This window comes from Arthrobacter caoxuetaonis (assembly GCF_023921125.1).
In the GTDB taxonomy this organism is placed as follows: Bacteria; Actinomycetota; Actinomycetes; order Actinomycetales; family Micrococcaceae; genus Arthrobacter_B; species Arthrobacter_B caoxuetaonis.
The window spans coordinates 1,307,249-1,323,102 of sequence record NZ_CP099466.1 but is presented as its reverse complement, the minus strand read 5'-3'; the positions used below and the strand labels follow the sequence as shown (position 1 = coordinate 1,323,102).

The 15,854-nt window shown below is 66.0% G+C and carries 14 protein-coding genes; 4 read left to right on the top strand and 10 right to left on the bottom strand.

The features are described 5' to 3' along the window. Positions 1–121: 121 nt before the first annotated feature. Positions 122–1,237: a GTP 3',8-cyclase MoaA gene (gene moaA / locus NF551_RS05970; RefSeq protein ID WP_227894809.1), complete on the top strand. Its 1,116-nt coding sequence runs from the start codon at positions 122–124 to the stop codon at positions 1,235–1,237. Continuing rightward, a complete protein-coding gene (locus tag NF551_RS05965) occupies positions 1,238–1,498 on the top strand; it encodes a MoaD/ThiS family protein (protein ID WP_227894810.1) in 261 nt (86 codons plus the stop codon). Between the two features lie 92 nt (positions 1,499–1,590). On the opposite strand, the gene NF551_RS05960 is transcribed toward NF551_RS05965, so the two are convergent. The 8 genes from NF551_RS05960 to truB form a co-directional block, all read right to left on the bottom strand. After that, positions 1,591–2,985: a M16 family metallopeptidase gene (locus NF551_RS05960; protein WP_227894811.1), complete on the bottom strand. Its 1,395-nt coding sequence runs from the start codon at positions 2,983–2,985 to the stop codon at positions 1,591–1,593. Beyond that, the gene (locus tag NF551_RS05955; protein WP_227894812.1) at positions 2,986–5,208 is read right to left on the bottom strand and encodes a polyribonucleotide nucleotidyltransferase; all 2,223 of its coding nucleotides are present in this window, start codon (positions 5,206–5,208) and stop codon (positions 2,986–2,988) included. 318 nt (positions 5,209–5,526) lie between these two features. Then, a complete protein-coding gene (gene rpsO / locus NF551_RS05950) occupies positions 5,527–5,796 on the bottom strand; it encodes a 30S ribosomal protein S15 (RefSeq protein WP_055240444.1) in 270 nt (89 codons plus the stop codon). Between the two features lie 132 nt (positions 5,797–5,928). Beyond that, positions 5,929–6,918, bottom strand: a complete 990-nt coding sequence (locus NF551_RS05945) for a bifunctional riboflavin kinase/FAD synthetase (protein ID WP_227894813.1) — start codon at positions 6,916–6,918, stop codon at positions 5,929–5,931. A 100-nt stretch (positions 6,919–7,018) separates the two neighbouring features. Beyond that, positions 7,019–7,645 carry a DUF4345 domain-containing protein gene (locus NF551_RS05940; protein WP_227894814.1) on the bottom strand — a complete coding sequence of 209 codons (627 nt, stop codon included), beginning with the start codon at positions 7,643–7,645 and terminating at the stop codon, positions 7,019–7,021. Positions 7,646–7,751: 106 nt separating this feature from the next. Continuing rightward, complete coding sequence (locus NF551_RS05935; protein WP_227894815.1) at positions 7,752–8,195, bottom strand: hypothetical protein; 444 nt, start codon at positions 8,193–8,195, stop codon at positions 7,752–7,754. Next, a complete protein-coding gene (locus NF551_RS05930; RefSeq protein WP_227894816.1) occupies positions 8,192–8,566 on the bottom strand; it encodes a hypothetical protein in 375 nt (124 codons plus the stop codon). Before NF551_RS05930 ends, NF551_RS05935 begins: the two co-directional genes overlap by 4 nt. Next, positions 8,567–9,487, bottom strand: a complete 921-nt coding sequence (truB, locus tag NF551_RS05925) for a tRNA pseudouridine(55) synthase TruB (protein WP_227894817.1) — start codon at positions 9,485–9,487, stop codon at positions 8,567–8,569. A gap of 110 nt (positions 9,488–9,597) precedes the next feature. Between truB and NF551_RS05920 the strand changes: the two genes are divergently transcribed. Both NF551_RS05920 and NF551_RS05915 read left to right on the top strand, forming a co-directional pair. After that, entirely contained in the window at positions 9,598–10,743 is a 1,146-nt protein-coding gene (locus NF551_RS05920; RefSeq protein WP_227894818.1) for a pyridoxal phosphate-dependent aminotransferase, read from the top strand. Positions 10,744–10,924: 181 nt separating this feature from the next. Continuing rightward, positions 10,925–12,157, top strand: coding sequence for a ScyD/ScyE family protein (locus NF551_RS05915; RefSeq protein ID WP_227894819.1), 1,233 nt, complete (start codon positions 10,925–10,927; stop codon positions 12,155–12,157). 67 nt (positions 12,158–12,224) lie between these two features. Here NF551_RS05915 and rbfA read toward each other — a convergent pair whose 3' ends face one another. Both rbfA and infB read right to left on the bottom strand, forming a co-directional pair. Further along, complete coding sequence (rbfA, locus tag NF551_RS05910; RefSeq protein WP_227894820.1) at positions 12,225–12,701, bottom strand: 30S ribosome-binding factor RbfA; 477 nt, start codon at positions 12,699–12,701, stop codon at positions 12,225–12,227. Positions 12,702–12,870: 169 nt separating this feature from the next. Beyond that, entirely contained in the window at positions 12,871–15,759 is a 2,889-nt protein-coding gene (infB, locus tag NF551_RS05905) for a translation initiation factor IF-2 (protein ID WP_227894821.1), read from the bottom strand. Positions 15,760–15,854 lie beyond the last annotated feature (95 nt).

The window sequence follows — 15,854 nt, the reverse complement described above, 5'->3', positions numbered from 1 at the left end:
GCTAGGTTGGCCGGACGGTTTCCCGGGTGGCCTGGAACGATTATGGCAGTCCCGGCCCCTGCCCCGGCGCGGCTGCGGAACCTTCCTAGAGGCCGGATGTGAAACCGCCTACACTCGAGGAATGGGAATTGAGCTTGGCATGCCCGCCTTCGCACCGCCGCGGCCGTTCCCCGAGCCCGGGGCCGCGCCAAACGCGGAGACTCCGGAGGGACTCGACGGCCTGGTTGACCGCTACGGCCGGCGTGCGACCGATATGCGCCTGTCCCTGACGGACAAATGCAACCTGCGCTGCACCTACTGCATGCCCGCGTCCGGACTGGACTGGCTGCCCAAGGACAAGGTGCTCACAGCCGGTGAGATCGTCCGGCTGGTGGGCATCGGCGTCAACGGACTGGGCGTCCGCGAGCTCCGGCTCACCGGCGGCGAACCGTTGGTCCGCGCCGATCTGGTGGAGATCATCGCGGGAATCCGGGCCAACCATCCCGAGCTGCCCGTCTCCCTGACAACCAACGGGCTGGGGCTGGACAAAAAGGCCGCGGCCCTCAAAGACGCAGGACTGACCCGCATCAATGTCTCCCTCGACTCGCTGCATCCCGGCACCTTCGCCCAGCTCACCCGCCGTCCGTTCCTGGACCGGGTCCTGGCGGGCGTGGAGGAAGCAGCGCGCGTCGGACTGGGATTGATCAAGATCAACGCCGTCCTGATGCGGGGCATCAACGACGCCGAGGCACCCGACCTGCTGGAATGGGCCGTGACTCACGGATTTGAACTGCGGTTCATCGAGCAGATGCCCCTGGACGCTGATCACGGCTGGACCCGCGACGGAATGATTACCGCGGCCGAGATCCGTTCCCGGCTGGAGGAACGCTTTGTCCTCACCCCCGATCCGAGGAACCGCGACGGCGCACCGGCCGAACGGTGGGAAGTACGCCGCCGCACTTCCCTCGAAGTGGTGGCCGGCGTCGTCGGGATCATTGCCTCGGTGACCGAACCTTTCTGTGCCGACTGCCGGCGCACCCGCATTACCGCCGAAGGCAAGGTGCGCAGCTGCCTGTTCTCGCATGAGGAAACTGACCTGCTTGGCCTGCTGCGCAGCACCGGGGACGACGCCGCCGTCGCACGCCGCTGGCAGGAAGCGATGTGGGGCAAGCCGAAGGCGCACGGAATGGACCATGCCGGCCTCGGCGCCCCGGACTATGTACAGCCTGAACGAACAATGAGTGCGATAGGTGGCTAAGTGCTGATCCGCTATTTTGGTGCCGCGAAAGCTGCGGCAGGGGTCGAAGAGGAAATCCTGGATGCGGGGCCGCTGCAGCTCGGTGAGCTGCTGGAGAAGCTGGCTGCGCTGCACCCGGACGCACCGGACGGAACACCCGTGCTGCAGACCGTGATCGGCCGGAGCACCTTCCTGGTCAACGAGGTCGCCGCGCGGAAGCGGGACATGCTGCTGCACCATGGGGACACCGTGGACATCCTGCCCCCGTTTGCCGGCGGCTAGCAGCTCCCTCAAGAACAAACGAGAGGCCAGTTACGGCTGGTTTCAGGGCTGAAACGAGCCGTAACTGGCCTCTCGATGGACGGGGGCGCGGGCTAGAAGCCGAGTTCCGCCGCGGATTCGAAGGGTCCGACGACGGTGATCGTCCGCGGTGCTGCTGCCAGTTCCGCTGCGAGCTCCTTGACCTGCTCCCCCGTGACCGCACGGATGCGGGCCAGGGAGGCTTCAATGTCGACGTACTCGCCGCGGACCAGCTCAGCGCTGCCCAGGCGGGACATCCGCGAACCGGTGTCCTCCATGCCCAGCACCAGTCCCCCGGAAATCTGGCCCACGGCACGGTCCAGTTCACCGGGTTCAACGCCGTCCGCTGCCAGGCGCTCCAGCTCCGACTGCAGCAGGTCAATGACCTGCCGGGTCTTGGCCGGCGAGCAGCCTGCGTACATGCCGAAGTAGCCGGCATCGGTGTACGACGCCGCGAAGGAGTAGGTGGAATACACCAGTCCCCTCTTTTCCCGGATTTCCTGGAACAGCCGCGAGGACATTCCTCCGCCCAGGATGGTGTTCAGCACGCTCATGGCGAACCGGCGGCTGTCCGTAGCCGTCAGCGACGGGCAGCCCAGCACAATGTTGGCCTGCTCCACCGGACGGTTGATGACCTGCACCCCGCCGCCGGCGGTGATCTCCGCCGGAACAGTCTCCCGCCGGGGAGCGGGGACAGCGCCCCGGTCGAGTTCCCAGCCGGCCCGCTTGAGGGCATCCAGTACCAGCGAGGCCACAACCTCATGTTCCAGGCCGCCGGCGGCCGTCACCACCAGGGTTTCCGGACGGTAGTGCCGGCGGTAGTGCTCCACAACGGCTTCCCGGGGAACGGCCTTGATCGCTTCCGGCGTGCCGCCGATCGGGCGGCCCAGCGGATGGTCGCCCAGTACGGCCTCGGCGAACTTCTCGTGGCAGAGATCAGCCGGGTCGTCGGCGTCCATCGCGATTTCCTCGAGGATGACGTCGCGTTCCTGCTCGAGCTCCTCCGGATCCAGCACGGCAGAGGTGACCATGTCCGCGATGACATCAATGGCCATGGGCAGGTCGGTGTCCAGGACGCGGGCGTAGTAGCAGGTGGTTTCCTTCGCCGTCGCGGCGTTGGATTCCCCTCCTACCTCGTCGAAGGCCGAGGCAATGTCCATGGCGCTGCGGCGCTCCGTGCCCTTGAACAGCAGGTGCTCAAGGAAGTGGGTGGAACCGTGCCGGCCTTCGGCTTCGTCACGCGAACCTACGCCGACCCAGAAGCCAATCGTGGCGCTGCGCTGGCCCGGCATGGACTCGGTGAGCACGCGGACTCCGCCGGGCAGCACGGAACGGCGGACGACGGCGCCTGCCGGGTCGCCGATTTCAATGGCCGGATCGCCCGGCCTGGATGACAGTGGAAATGGGACAACCGTCCCGGAGCGGGAATATCCCGCACCGGAACGGCTGTCCGTGATGTTTTCAGGCATTTACTCTGCTGTCTCGGCAGCCAGTTCGCCTTCGGCGTCATCTTCCGCAACAACCGGCGAGAGGGAAAGCTTTCCGCGGTCGTCGATCTTGGTGATTTCGACCTGGATCTTCTGGCCGACGGAGACAACGTCATCAACGTTGTCGACGCGCTTGCCGCCCGAGAGCTTGCGCAGCTCGGAGATGTGCAGCAGGCCGTCCTTGCCCGGGGTCAGGGAGATGAAGGCACCGAAGGTGGTGGTCTTCACGACTGTGCCCAGGTAGCGCTCGCCCAGTTCCGGAACCATCGGGTTCGCGATCGCGTTGATCGCGGCCCGGGCAGCCTCGGCGGACGTGCCGTCCGTGGCGCCGATCAGGACCGTGCCGTCATCTTCAATCGAGATGTCAGCGCCGGTGTCTTCCTGGATCTGGTTGATCATCTTGCCCTTCGGGCCAATGACCTCGCCGATCTTGTCCACGGGGATCTTGACCGAGATGATCCGCGGAGCGAACTCGGAGAGCTCATCCGGGGTATCGATCGCAGCATCCATGACGCCGAGGATGTGCAGGCGTGCTTCGCGGGCCTGCTTCAGTGCGGCGGCCAGGACCGAGGCGGGGATGCCGTCGAGCTTGGTGTCCAGCTGGATGGCCGTGACGAACTCGGAGGTACCGGCAACCTTGAAGTCCATGTCACCGAAGGCATCTTCGGCGCCGAGGATATCGGTCAGGGCTGCGTAGCGGGTTTCGCCGTCGACCTGGTCGGAAACCAGGCCCATGGCGATGCCGGCAACCGGAGCGCGCAGCGGAACACCGGCGTTGAGCATGGACAGCGTCGAGGCGCAGACCGAACCCATCGAGGTGGAGCCGTTGGAGCTCAGGGCTTCGGAGACCTGGCGGATGGCGTACGGGAATTCTTCACGCGACGGCAGCACCGGCATGAGGGCGCGCTCTGCCAGGGCGCCGTGGCCGATTTCGCGGCGCTTGGGCGAACCCACGCGGCCGGTCTCACCGGTGGAGTACGGCGGGAAGTTGTAGTTGTGCATGTAGCGCTTGCGCGTTACCGGCGACAGGGAGTCGATCTGCTGTTCCATCTTCAGCATGTTCAGCGTGGTGACGCCCAGGATCTGGGTTTCACCGCGCTCGAAGATAGCCGAACCGTGGACGCGGGGCAGAACCTCAACCTCGGCGGTGAGCTGGCGGATGTCCGTCAGGCCGCGGCCGTCGATGCGGATCTGGTCCTTGAGGATGCGCTGGCGCACAACCTGCTTGGTGACGGCACGGAACGCAGCGGAAACTTCGTTCTCGCGGCCTTCGAAGCGCTCTGCCAGGGAAGCCTTGACTTCGTCCTTGAGAGCGTCGGAGGCTGCGTCGCGCTCCTGCTTGTCAGCGATCGCGAAGATTTCAGCCAGCTTGGAAGCGGCAGCAGCCTCGACGGCTTCGTAGACGTCGTCCTGGTAGTCCAGGAACAGCGGGAACTCAACGGTCGGCTTGGCGGCGCGTGCTGCCAGGTCGGCCTGCGCGTCGCACAGTGCCTTGATGAACGGCTTGGCGGCTTCGAGGCCCTCGGCCACAACCTCTTCGGTCGGGGCGGTGGCGCCCTCTTCCTTGATCAGGTTCCAGGCGTTGTCCGTGGCTTCGGCTTCAACCATCATGATGGCGACGTCGTCACCGGCAATGCGGCCGGCAACCACCATGGAGAAGACAGCGCGCTCCAGCTCGGAGTGCTTCGGGAAGGCAACCCACTGGCCGTCGACCAGGGCAACGCGGACGCCGCCGATCGGGCCGGAGAAAGGCAGGCCCGAGAGCTGGGTGGACATGGAGGAAGCATTGATGGCCACGACGTCGTAGAGCACGTCGGGGTTGATCGCCAGCACGGTGACCACGATCTGGACCTCGTTGCGCAGGCCCTTGACGAATGCCGGGCGCAGCGGGCGGTCCATCAGGCGGCAGGCCAGGATGGCTTCGGTGGACGGGCGGCCTTCGCGGCGGAAGAACGAGCCCGGGATGCGGCCGGCGGCGTACATACGCTCTTCGACGTCCACGGTCAGCGGGAAGAAGTCAAAGCCCTCACGCGGGGACTTGCCGGCCGAGGTGGCCGAGAGAAGTGCGGTGTCTTCGTCGATGTAGACCATCGCGGCACCTGCAGCCTGGGCTGCCAGGCGGCCGGTTTCGAAGCGGATAACGCGCTTTCCGAAACGGCCGTTGTCAATTACGGCTTCTGAATACTGGATTTCGGGACCCTCCATAGAGAGTCACCTCCGTTCTGCTTTGCGGAGGCACCCAGCATCGTCCCATGAACTCCTGCGGCTGCAGTGGCTCAACACCCGGTCTTCGATCGAGGTCCACGGGCCAAACTTCCCGTAAACCACTACCGAGGACCGCGAATGCTGCGATGCTGGCTGACTCCTGTATGTGTTTGTGTTTACTGCTGTACTGCGGGATCCGCGGTTGCTGCGCTCCGGGCAGGTGCGCTTCCGGTGGTTCCGGTGTCCATATCTGCCCCAGGGACGCGGCTGCGGAAAGGGCGGCCCTGCGCGTACGCAGGCACCGCCCTCAAAGCATGACTATCGACGCAGGCCGAGACGCTCGATGAGCGCACGGTAACGGGTGATGTCGGTCTCGCGCAGGTAACCCAGCATACGACGACGGCGACCAACCAGGGCCATCAGGCCGCGGCGGGTGTGGTGGTCGTGCTTGTGGGTCTTCAGGTGCTCGGTCAGGTCGGAAATACGACGGGACAGAACAGCAACCTGAACCTCGGGGGATCCGGTGTCACCTTCGGTGAGTGCGAATTCCTTGATGATCGCCTGCTTGACGGCGGGATCGAGTGCCAATGTAACTCCTACAATTTGTGCCGTGAGGCCCGAATCAGCACTTCGCTGCCGGGAACCCTGTGCCCGCTGCATGGAAGCGATGGACACAAAGAAATTCAGCCGCCACGGACCGCAGCCGAATTTTCCCTCAGTTTACCCGGCCACGGGGCCTTCTGTCGAAAGGACGTCCCTAGTCCGGGCGACGTCGAGCCGCATCTGGGCGATCAGCGCCTCCGGACCGGTGTAGGCAACCATGCCGCGCAGGCGTTCCACGAACTCCACTCCCACGCACTGGCCGTAGAGGTCGAAATCCTCAACGGCTTCCTGGGGCCGGTCGATGACATGCGCCTCGACCTGCCGGCTCACGCCGTCGAACGTCGGGTTCGAACCGACGGATATTGCTGCAGGCCACCGCGTTCCGGCGGAATCGACCAGCCAGCCGGCGTAGATGCCGTCCGCCGGAATAAGGCCTGTCGACTCGGGTGCCAGGTTGGCGGTGGGAAAACCCAGTTCGCGGCCGCGCGCCGCCCCGTGTACCACCACGCCGCGCATGCGGTGTGTCCGGCCCAGCAGCCGTGCGGCCGTCCGGACATCCCCTGCCGCCAGGGCTTCGCGGATCCAGGTTGAGGAGCAACGGCGCCCCTGCGTGTCTTCGGGACCTTCGGGAAGGGCATCGAGGTCATCGACAGCGACGACGTCGAACCCCAGTTCTGCACCCAGCTCCCGCATAGTGTCCAGGTCACCGGTGTTCCCGCGGCCGAAGCGGGCGTCGTGCCCCAGGACCACGGCAACGGCATGCAGGCCTTCGGCCAGGAACTTCCGCACGAATTCCTCGGCGGTCAGCGATGCCAGGTCAAGGTCGTAGTGCACCATCAGGAGTCCATCGAGGCCGGCTTCAGCCAGCGCCTCTGTCCGGTCAGCGGGTCCCATAATGAGCTCGGGAGCGCTTTCCGGCCGGTGGACCGCAGCCGGATGGGGGTCGAAGGACAGGGCGACGGCCGCCGCGTCATGATCGCGGGCGGCCTTCACGAGGCGGGCAAGGACGTGCTGGTGGCCCAGGTGGACGCCATCGAAGTTGCCGATCGTCACTACTGTCGGACCAAGGTCGGACGGCACCTCCGCAAGGTCATTCCAGTAATACACCCGAGCTCCTTACCAGCGAGAAATGCCTGCCATGAATGCGCCTCGGGCAGCAGGTGCTGCACAGAAGGCTTCATCCATTATGGCGGAAAACAAGCATCCTTCACGCACCGGCCGGCGCGGAGCCCTCTCCGCCGGCCCGGCCCCGGTGGATCTCGCTCTTCAGCGCGCTGGTCTTGGCGATGAAGCGGTGCCAGACAAGCAGGGCCGGCGGGAAGGCCAGCTCCAGGATCATCAGGATGATCAGCGTGAAGTGCGGGGTGCCGGAAAAGGCCCAGGAAAGAACGCGTCCGATTCCGCCGAGGAAGACCATGAGGCAGACCAGCCAAAGCATGTTCGCCCACTGGAACTTGATGGCTATTGCCACGAAGGCAGCTCCGACGCCGACCATCATGGCCGAAAAGAAGCGGAACTGGCTCTCCAGCGACGCATTGACCGCTCCCCCGCTGGTCTCAGCCACTCCTGCCGTTCCGGTAACCAGGTAATAAATGCCGATTCCGGCGATCAGGACGCCGACGGCGATGACAACGGTCCGGAAAACGCCCCAGTCATCTGAGCTCTTCCAGGTCCTCGCAGCCGGCTGACGGCCTGCATCGGACGCGGCCGCTTTGCCTTTGCTTCGCCTGGAAAACCTGCCGGTACCCGGGGTGGACTGCCCGCCCGGGGTGGATTTCCGGCTGCCGCCGGTGCCGTGGGACTGCTCAGCCGGTCCCGGAGTTGGCGTTGTCATGGTTGCCCCCTGATGGGATCGCGGTTCACCGTGCCCGCGTTGAGGCGCCGGCACGGTTTTTCACATCGTCTCACGGGCCGGGGCGGACCTGTTGGTGACCCGGCAGCTAGGCGTGTTGGCGGTTCCTGTGCCGGTAAAGCCACCACAGTCCAAGAATGGGCAGCACGAGCGGCACAAATCCGTAGCCCTGGCCAAAACCTGACCAGACAGTGTCATCCGGGAGCGCGGCCGGGTCAAGCAGGCCAAGAAGTCCCACAGCAACAACTCCAGCCATCTCGATCCCGACGGCGGCGACGGAGACCTTGTAGGAGGTTTCCCCGGACCGGGCCAGTGAAAGGGTTGCGACGATGTAGACCGCTGCTGCGAAGGCGGACAGCAGGTACGCCACCGGGGCCTCGTCGAACTTGGTGGCGATCTGGAAGGCCGCCCGTGCCGATGCCGCCAGGGCGAAGACGCCATAGACGGCGACGATGAGCCGCCCCGGCCCCGTGTTGCGCGCAGCCGGCGCTGCCGGGTCTGCAGCGGGCTTGGGCTTAATCAGTTTTTTCATCCGAGCTGGACTCCATCCCAAATCTGCTCCATCCGGAACAGCATGACGAACACGGTGACTCCGACTGCTCCCAGGACCAGGTTGCTCCATCGCGACCGGTCCATCAACGACCACCAGACGGCGCCGATCGGGATGACGGCAGCCGTCAGCAGGTACCCCCAGAATTCCCATGCGGGTCCGTTCAGGGTCTCTCCGCCGGTCTGGCGGATCACGGCCGCAATCGCGTAGACAATCAGGAACAGTTCGACGGCGGCCGCGGAGAGGATCGTGAGGTCGTTGGGTCCATGCCGCAGGATGGCCGCACCGACGCAGAGGACCGTGGAGACCAGGCAGACAACCGTGCCGACAAGGAACAGGGGGTCGATGAGCACTTAGGCCCTCTCATTTCCAGGGGCAAAGACCAGCAGGGCCCGGGCTGTGTCGGCCTTGTCCGCCAGCAGGCCGATGAGTTCGCCGTCCGGTGCGAACGCCGCGACAGGGACAGGCTCTCCGTTACCCGCCGGGAATCCGGAAGGATCGATCCTGCGTCCATGCGAGATGTCCTCCGCTTCTCCGGCGCTGAGCTCACGCACGGGGAACAGCGCCCGGGCCGCATCATTGAGCTCAAGGAGCCGAAGGTCTTCCGCCAGCTGCTCCAGCGTGGAGGCCTGGTCAGCGGAGTAGGGCCCGACGGCGGTGCGCCGCAGCGCTGTCAGGTGCCCGCCGACGCCCAGCGCGGCACCGAGGTCACGGGCGAGGGCACGGATATAGGTTCCGGAAGAGCATTCAACGGTGACATCGACGTCGCGCAGTTTGCCGCCGTGTTCGCGCCGGATGCCGTGAATCTCGAAGCGGGAAACGGTCACCGGGCGGGCGGGGAGGTTGACCTCGCCGCCGGCGCGGACCCGCGCGTAGGAGCGTTCACCGTTGACCTTGATGGCGCTGACACTGCTGGGAACCTGCTGGATGTCGCCGGTGAGGGCTGCGACGGCAGCCTCGATTTCTTCGTCGGTGACAGCCGCGGCAATCGTCTCTGCGGTCACTTCGCCTTCGGCGTCGTCAGTGACAGTGGACTGGCCCAGCCGAATGGTGGCTTCGTAGGTCTTGGTAGTGCCCACGATGTAGGTCAGCAGCCGGGTGGCCTTGTTGATGCCGACCACCAGGACTCCTGTAGCCATGGGGTCCAGGGTTCCGGCGTGGCCCACCTTCCGGGTGCCGGCCAGCCTGCGCAGGCGGCCCACCACGTCATGGCTGGTCCATCCCTGCGGTTTGTCCACAATTATCAGTCCTGAACGGACCTGCCCGGAATTCACGCCTTCCAGTATATGCGCCGGTCAGGGCGTGCCTGGCGCCTGCGCCCCGGCTGCACTCCCTGCGGCCGCGCCAACACGCCGGAAGCGGCAACCGGCGGTAGCATGCGGATATGCCCCAGCTTGCCTCCCACGTGCGTACCGTCGACCCGAACCAGATCCGTGAAATCACGCAGGCTGCCTGGGCAACACCGAACTCGATTGTCCTCAGCATCGGAGAGCCGGGGTTCCCGACTCCGCCCCACATCCTTGAGGCCGCACAGCAGACCCTCGCCCGGGATGAGACCGGCTACACACCCAACGCAGGTATCGCTCCCCTGCGGACGGCCTTCGCCGAGCAGGTCGGCACACAGACGGAGACCGTGGTGGATCCGTCCCGGGTGTTCGTAACGGCCGGCGCTCAGCAGGGCCTGCACCTGGCGATGAGCCTGCTGCTCGACGCCGGAGACGAGATATTGATTCCGAATCCGGGCTACCCTACGTTCGCCATGACAGCCCGCCTGCTCCATGCCGTGCCTGTCGACTATCCGCTGCACCCGGAAAACGGCTTCCAGCCCAGGATCGAGGACATTGAGGCCAAGATCACTCCCAGCTCCCGGGTGCTGCTGCTGAATTCGCCGTCCAACCCGCTGGGCTCTGTCTTCAGTGCGGACCTCACCCGCGACCTGGTGGAACTGGCCCGGCAGAGGGATCTCTGGATTATCTCGGACGAGTGCTACGAGGCTTTCACTTACGACGTTCCCCATGTGTCCCCGCTGGCCTTTGACGGGGGCGGAGAACGGGTCGTTACCTCCTACACCCTGTCCAAGACCTACGGCCTGACGGGTCTTCGAATCGGCGCCTTGGTGACGCCCCCGGGACTGGAAGCCCGGATGAGCACCGTCATGGAATCCATCGTTTCCTGCGTGGCTTCCCCGTCCCAGTACGCAGCCCTCGCTGCCCTGACCGGCCCGCAGGACTACGTCCGTGAGGCCGGTGCGCATTACCGCCGCAACCGGGACGCTGCGACTGCGGTACTGATCGAGAAGGGGATACCGTTCCTGCCGGCGCAGGGCGCCTTCTATCTCTGGGCCGATCTTTCGCATGCTTCCGGCGGGGACATCCGTGGGTGGACCCGCAGGTTCCTGGCGGAATCCGGCGTCGCCCTGGCTCCGGGAACTGCTTTCGGATCGTTTGGCGAAGGCTGGGTCCGGATCGCGCTCTGCGGCCCGGGCGCCGACCTGGTGGAAGGCCTGGGCCGGCTCCCCGCCAAGGATTAGCCTCCGGGGTTTCCGGCTTTTAACAGCTGGGCACAGTTTCCTCCCAACTTCGCGTTTACACACCACCACCCCCTGCCTAGTCTGTGACTTCTTCGGCATGGGGGAACGGTTTAGGGGTTCCGCGCCGGGTGAGTCTCGCATTGAGCCACATCCCGGCAGCACCTATTCCACGGAGGAAGCCATGAAGAAACGCACACCATCGCTGCTGTCGTTGACGGCAGCAACAGCACTGCTGGCAGGTCTGGCGGGGGCACCACCCGCCGCGGCCGGCTACCGGGGGCATCATCCTTCTCCGCAGCCCCCGGTGGCCGGCGAAATCACCACGGTCGCCACCGGCCTCATCACCCCGCTGCGCATCGCACTGGGAAGCGGCCGGTCTGTCGACGTCGCGCAGTCCATAGCCGGGAGCGTCGTGCGCGTCGGCCAGGGCGGCGGACTCACCACGCTTGACCCGGGGATCAAGGACTACGCTGCGGACGCAGTGTCACGCTCCCGCGGCACTACCTACTACACGCTGACCACCGGTGAGGGGCTTGGCGTCCCGGAAAACAACGTCGCGCTGCTCCGCTCGGTGGACCGGCGGGGAAATATCCGGACCATCACCGATCTGGCGGAGTATGAACGCAGGGCCAACCCGGACCAGGTCAATACCTACGGGTTCCGGGACCTCGATGCTGAGTGCCTGGCCCAAATCGATCCGATGATTCCGAACGGCTACACGGGCGTTCAGGACTCCCATCCCTATGACACCATGCGGATCCGCGGCGGCATCCTCGTCGCCGACGCCGGAGCGAACGCGATCCTCAAGGTCTCCGAGCGCAGCGGCGAGACGTCCACTGTCGCTGTCCTCCCGCCGGCGGCGTCGCCGATCACTGCGCAGTCAGCTACCGAAAACCGGCTGCCGGCCTGCACCGTGGGCCATGAGTACTTCGCAGAACCGGTCCCTACTGACATGGCCATGGGAGGCGACGGAAGGCTCTATGTGGCAACCCTTCCCGGCGGACCCGGCGGACCCGGTTCCATTTACACCGTGAACCTGCGCACAGGTGCGGTTGAACTCGCCGCCACGGGCCTGGTGACCCCCACCGGGATCGCAGTCAGCGCCCGCGGCGACATCTACGTTGCAGAACTTTTCGCGAACCGGATCTCGGTGATTCCACGCGGGACCACTACTGCCCAGCCATTCCTGGAGGTTGTTGCTCCGGCCGACGTTGAACTGCGGGGCTCGGCGCTGTACGCGAGTACAGATGCCATTCCCCCCGGGGGTTTCCCGGAGCCGGGCGAACCCACTGATCCGAATGCGCCGCCGCCAGTCTTCGACGGGAAGGTGATAAGGATCCAGCTCACCAGCGGCGGCGACCCCCGCGGGCTGGCGGAGCCGGACGGGGCACCGGCAGAGCCGAACAACGACTAGTCCTGTGCCGGGAACGCAGAAGGAGCGGCCACCGTGGCGGTGCCGCTCCTTCTGTGTGTCCTGATGCCTAGCTGCGCGCGTCCGAATCCTCGGCAGGCGCGTCCTGCAGGTCTTCTTCGTCGTCCTCTTCGTCCTTGCGGTACGGATCGGGGTCACCGGCGTACTGGGCGCCCTGCTTCAGCGCTGCCAGCTCTTCGTCGCGCTTCTTCGCTTCGCGGATCAGCTCTTCGAGGTGGCTGGCGTTGACCGGGATTTCGTCGGCAACGAACTCCAGGGTCGGCGTGAGGCGGACCGTGATGTTCTTGCCTACCTCCGCACGCAGGATCCCGCGCGCAGAGTCCAGGGCCGCCTTGGTGTCAGCCTGCTGGGCCTCATCGCCGAAGACGGTGTAGTAGACGGTAGCGTGCTGCAGGTCGTTGGTGACCCGTGCGTCGGTGATGGTCACGAATCCCAGCCGGGGATCCTTGATCCGCCGCTCGAGCGCCTGTGCAACTACCACTTTGATGCGGTCAGCGAGTTTCGCAGCGCGTGCTGGATCTGCCATTACCTCTCCTTATTAAACCGTGGGTTCGCCGGACTGCGGCCGGAAGGGACCGCCGTCGGGCGCTGGAATGCCGCAAACCGCAGGGTCTCCCCTGCGGCTTCCGGCGGAATACCGGGGCAAACTGCCCCGGGCAGGGGCCGCCGGAATCCGGCGGCCCCTGGCCGTGGGACTAGACCCGCGGCTTCTCGCGCATCTCGAAGGTCTCGATGATGTCGCCTTCCTTGACGTCGTTGAACGAGCCCAGGCCGATACCACATTCGAAGTCTGTGCGGACCTCGGTGGCGTCGTCCTTGAACCGCTTGAGCGAGTCGACGGTGAGGTTTTCACCGATGACCTTGCCGTCGCGGGTGACCCGTGCCTTGGCGTTACGGCGGATGATGCCGGAGCGCACGATCGAGCCGGCAATGTTGCCGAACTTGGAGGAGCGGAAGACTTCGCGGACCTCGGCGGTACCGAGCTGAACTTCCTCGTACTCCGGCTTGAGCATGCCCTTGAGGGCCAGCTCAATGTCATCGATTGCTGCGTAGATGACGGAGTAGAAGCGCATGTCCACGCCTTCACGCTCGGCCAGGTCGGCCACGCGCTCGGCAGGCTTGACGTTGAAGCCGATGATGATCGCGTTGTCCACGGTCGCCAGGTTGACGTCGTTCTGCGTGATGGCACCAACGCCGCGGTGGATAACGCGCAGCTGCACGCCGTCCCCGACGTCGATCTTGAGCAGGGAGTCTTCCAGGGCTTCCACAGCACCGGACACGTCGCCCTTGAGGATGAGGTTGAGGGTGTCAACCTTTCCATCGGCAACAGCCTGGTCGAAGTCCTCAAGGCTGATGCGCTTGCGGCGCTTGGCCAGGGCTGCGTTGCGGTCTGCAGCTTCACGCTTCTCGGCGATCTGGCGGGCAGTACGCTCATCGTCGGTCACGAAGAAGGTATCGCCTGCACGCGGGACGTTCGAGAGGCCCAGTACCTGGACCGGACGCGACGGTCCGGCTTCGGTGACGTTGTCGCCGTTCTCGTCGAACATGGCACGGACGCGGCCGTGGGCCGTTCCCGCCACGATCGTGTCTCCGACCTTCAGCGTTCCGGACTGGACCAGCACGGTTGCAACAGCGCCGCGGCCCTTGTCCAGGTTCGCTTCGATCGCGATGCCGCGTGCGTCCTTGTCCGGGTTGGCGCGCATGTCCAGGGCAGCGTCTGCGGTGAGCAGCACGGCCTCGAGCAGGGCGTCGATGTTCAGGTTCTGGCGGGCAGAGACCTCAACGAACATGGTGTCGCCACCGTATTCTTCCGGAACCAGGCCGTACTCGGTCAGCTGGCCGCGGACCTTCTCCGGGTTGGCGCCTTCCTTGTCGATCTTGTTCACGGCTACCACGATCGGCACGTTTGCTGCCTGTGCGTGGTTGAGGGCTTCAACGGTCTGCGGCATCACGCCGTCGTCCGCTGCCACAACCAGTACGGCAATGTCGGTGACCTTCGCACCACGGGCACGCATGGCGGTGAACGCCTCGTGGCCCGGGGTATCGATGAAGGTGATGGCCCGCTCGGTGCCCTCGTGATCGAAAGCGATCTGGTAGGCACCGATGTGCTGGGTGATGCCGCCGGCTTCGCCTTCGACAACCTTCGTGTTACGGATGGCGTCCAGCAGGCGGGTTTTACCGTGGTCAACGTGACCCATGACGGTGACTACCGGAGGACGTGCCTCGAGGTCGTCGTCGCCTTCGGCTTCCAGCTCGGCCTCGAAGTCGATATCGAAGCTGCTGAGCAGCTCGCGCTCTTCGTCTTCCGGAGAGACAACCTGGATCTTGTAACCAAGTTCCTCGCCCAGGACGCCGAACGTTTCTTCGTCGAGCGACTGCGTGGCAGTCGCCATTTCGCCGAGGTGGAACAGCACGGTAACCAGTGCTGCGGGGTTCGCCTCAATCTTGTCGGCAAAGTCCGTGATGGACGCGCCGCGGCGCAGCCGGACAACAGTGTTGCCGTCGCCGCGGGGTACCGAAACGCCACCCAGCGACGGAGCTGACATCTGCTCCAGTTCCTGCCGCTTTGCACGCTTCGACTTGCGCTGCTTGCCGCGTCCTGCGCCACCCTTGCCGAAGGCACCGGCAGTGCCGCCGCGTCCGCGGCCGCCCTTGCCGAAACCGCCGCCAACGGGAGCGCCGCCGCCTGCACCCGGCGCTCCGCCGGGTCCGCGGCGCGGTCCGCCTGCACCCGGACGGGCCGGGGCTGCGGGACGCTCGGTGCGGTTGGGCATCATGCCCGGAGTCGGACGGTTTCCGCCGGCACCGGCCGGACGCGGAGCGCCGCCGGGACGGGGAGCACCCGGACGGGGCGCGCCGCCGGGACGCGGTGCGCCCGGACGGGGACCGCCTGCACCGGCTGCCGGACGGGGACCGCCTGCGCCGGGAGCACCGGTGCGTTCGGCGTCGTCACGGCGCTGGCCCGGACGGGGCATGCCCTGGGAAGGCGCGAAGGGATTGTTGCCCGGACGCGGAGCACCGCCCTGGCCACGCTCGCCGTCGCCGCGGCCGCGGGGACGGGGCATGCCCTGGGAAGTAGCAAAGGGGTTGTTGCCCGGACGGGGTCCACCAGCTCCGGGGCGCGGGGCACCCGGACGCGGGGCGGAGGAAGATTCAGCCGGTGCTGCGGGCTTCTCTTCGGCTGCGGGAGCCGGCGAGGCAGGCTTCGCAGCAGGCGTTTCTGCAGCCGGCTTGGGGGCGGCGGGAGCGGCCGGAGCCGGAGCTGCCGGCTTTTCGGCCGGAGCCGGAGCTGCCGGCTTTTCGGCAGCGGCCGGAGCCTCAGCCTTGGGTGCCGCGGGAGCAGGCGCAGCCGGGGCTGCGGGAGCTGCCGGACGCGGCGCAGAGCCGGTCTGTGCTGCGGGCTTGGATGCTGCCGGCTTGGCAGCGGCGTCGGGGAATGCCCCGCGAAGCTTCTTAACTACGGGTGCTTCGATTGTCGAGGATGCCGACCGGACGAATTCGCCCAGTTCCTGCAGTTTTGCAACTGCATCCTTCGAGGTAATGCCGAGCTCTTTGGCGAGCTCGTGTACGCGGACCTTGGCCACATTTCTCCTGTCTCGGTCCGCACCGAGCCAGGCACGAACCGTCTATTTGCTGCGGGCTTCCGCTGCGGGTGCAGCAGGGCCCATCACAGAGCACA

Coding starts and splice junctions, on each gene's coding strand:
- moaA (WP_227894809.1), top strand. CDS start 122: ATGGGAATTGAGCTTGGCATGCCCGCCTTCGCACCGCCGCGGCCGTTC.
- NF551_RS05960 (WP_227894811.1), bottom strand. CDS start 2,985: ATGCCTGAAAACATCACGGACAGCCGTTCCGGTGCGGGATATTCCCGC.
- NF551_RS05955 (WP_227894812.1), bottom strand. CDS start 5,208: ATGGAGGGTCCCGAAATCCAGTATTCAGAAGCCGTAATTGACAACGGC.
- NF551_RS05940 (WP_227894814.1), bottom strand. CDS start 7,645: ATGACAACGCCAACTCCGGGACCGGCTGAGCAGTCCCACGGCACCGGC.
- NF551_RS05935 (WP_227894815.1), bottom strand. CDS start 8,195: ATGAAAAAACTGATTAAGCCCAAGCCCGCTGCAGACCCGGCAGCGCCG.
- NF551_RS05920 (WP_227894818.1), top strand. CDS start 9,598: ATGCCCCAGCTTGCCTCCCACGTGCGTACCGTCGACCCGAACCAGATC.
- NF551_RS05915 (WP_227894819.1), top strand. CDS start 10,925: ATGAAGAAACGCACACCATCGCTGCTGTCGTTGACGGCAGCAACAGCA.
- rbfA (WP_227894820.1), bottom strand. CDS start 12,701: ATGGCAGATCCAGCACGCGCTGCGAAACTCGCTGACCGCATCAAAGTG.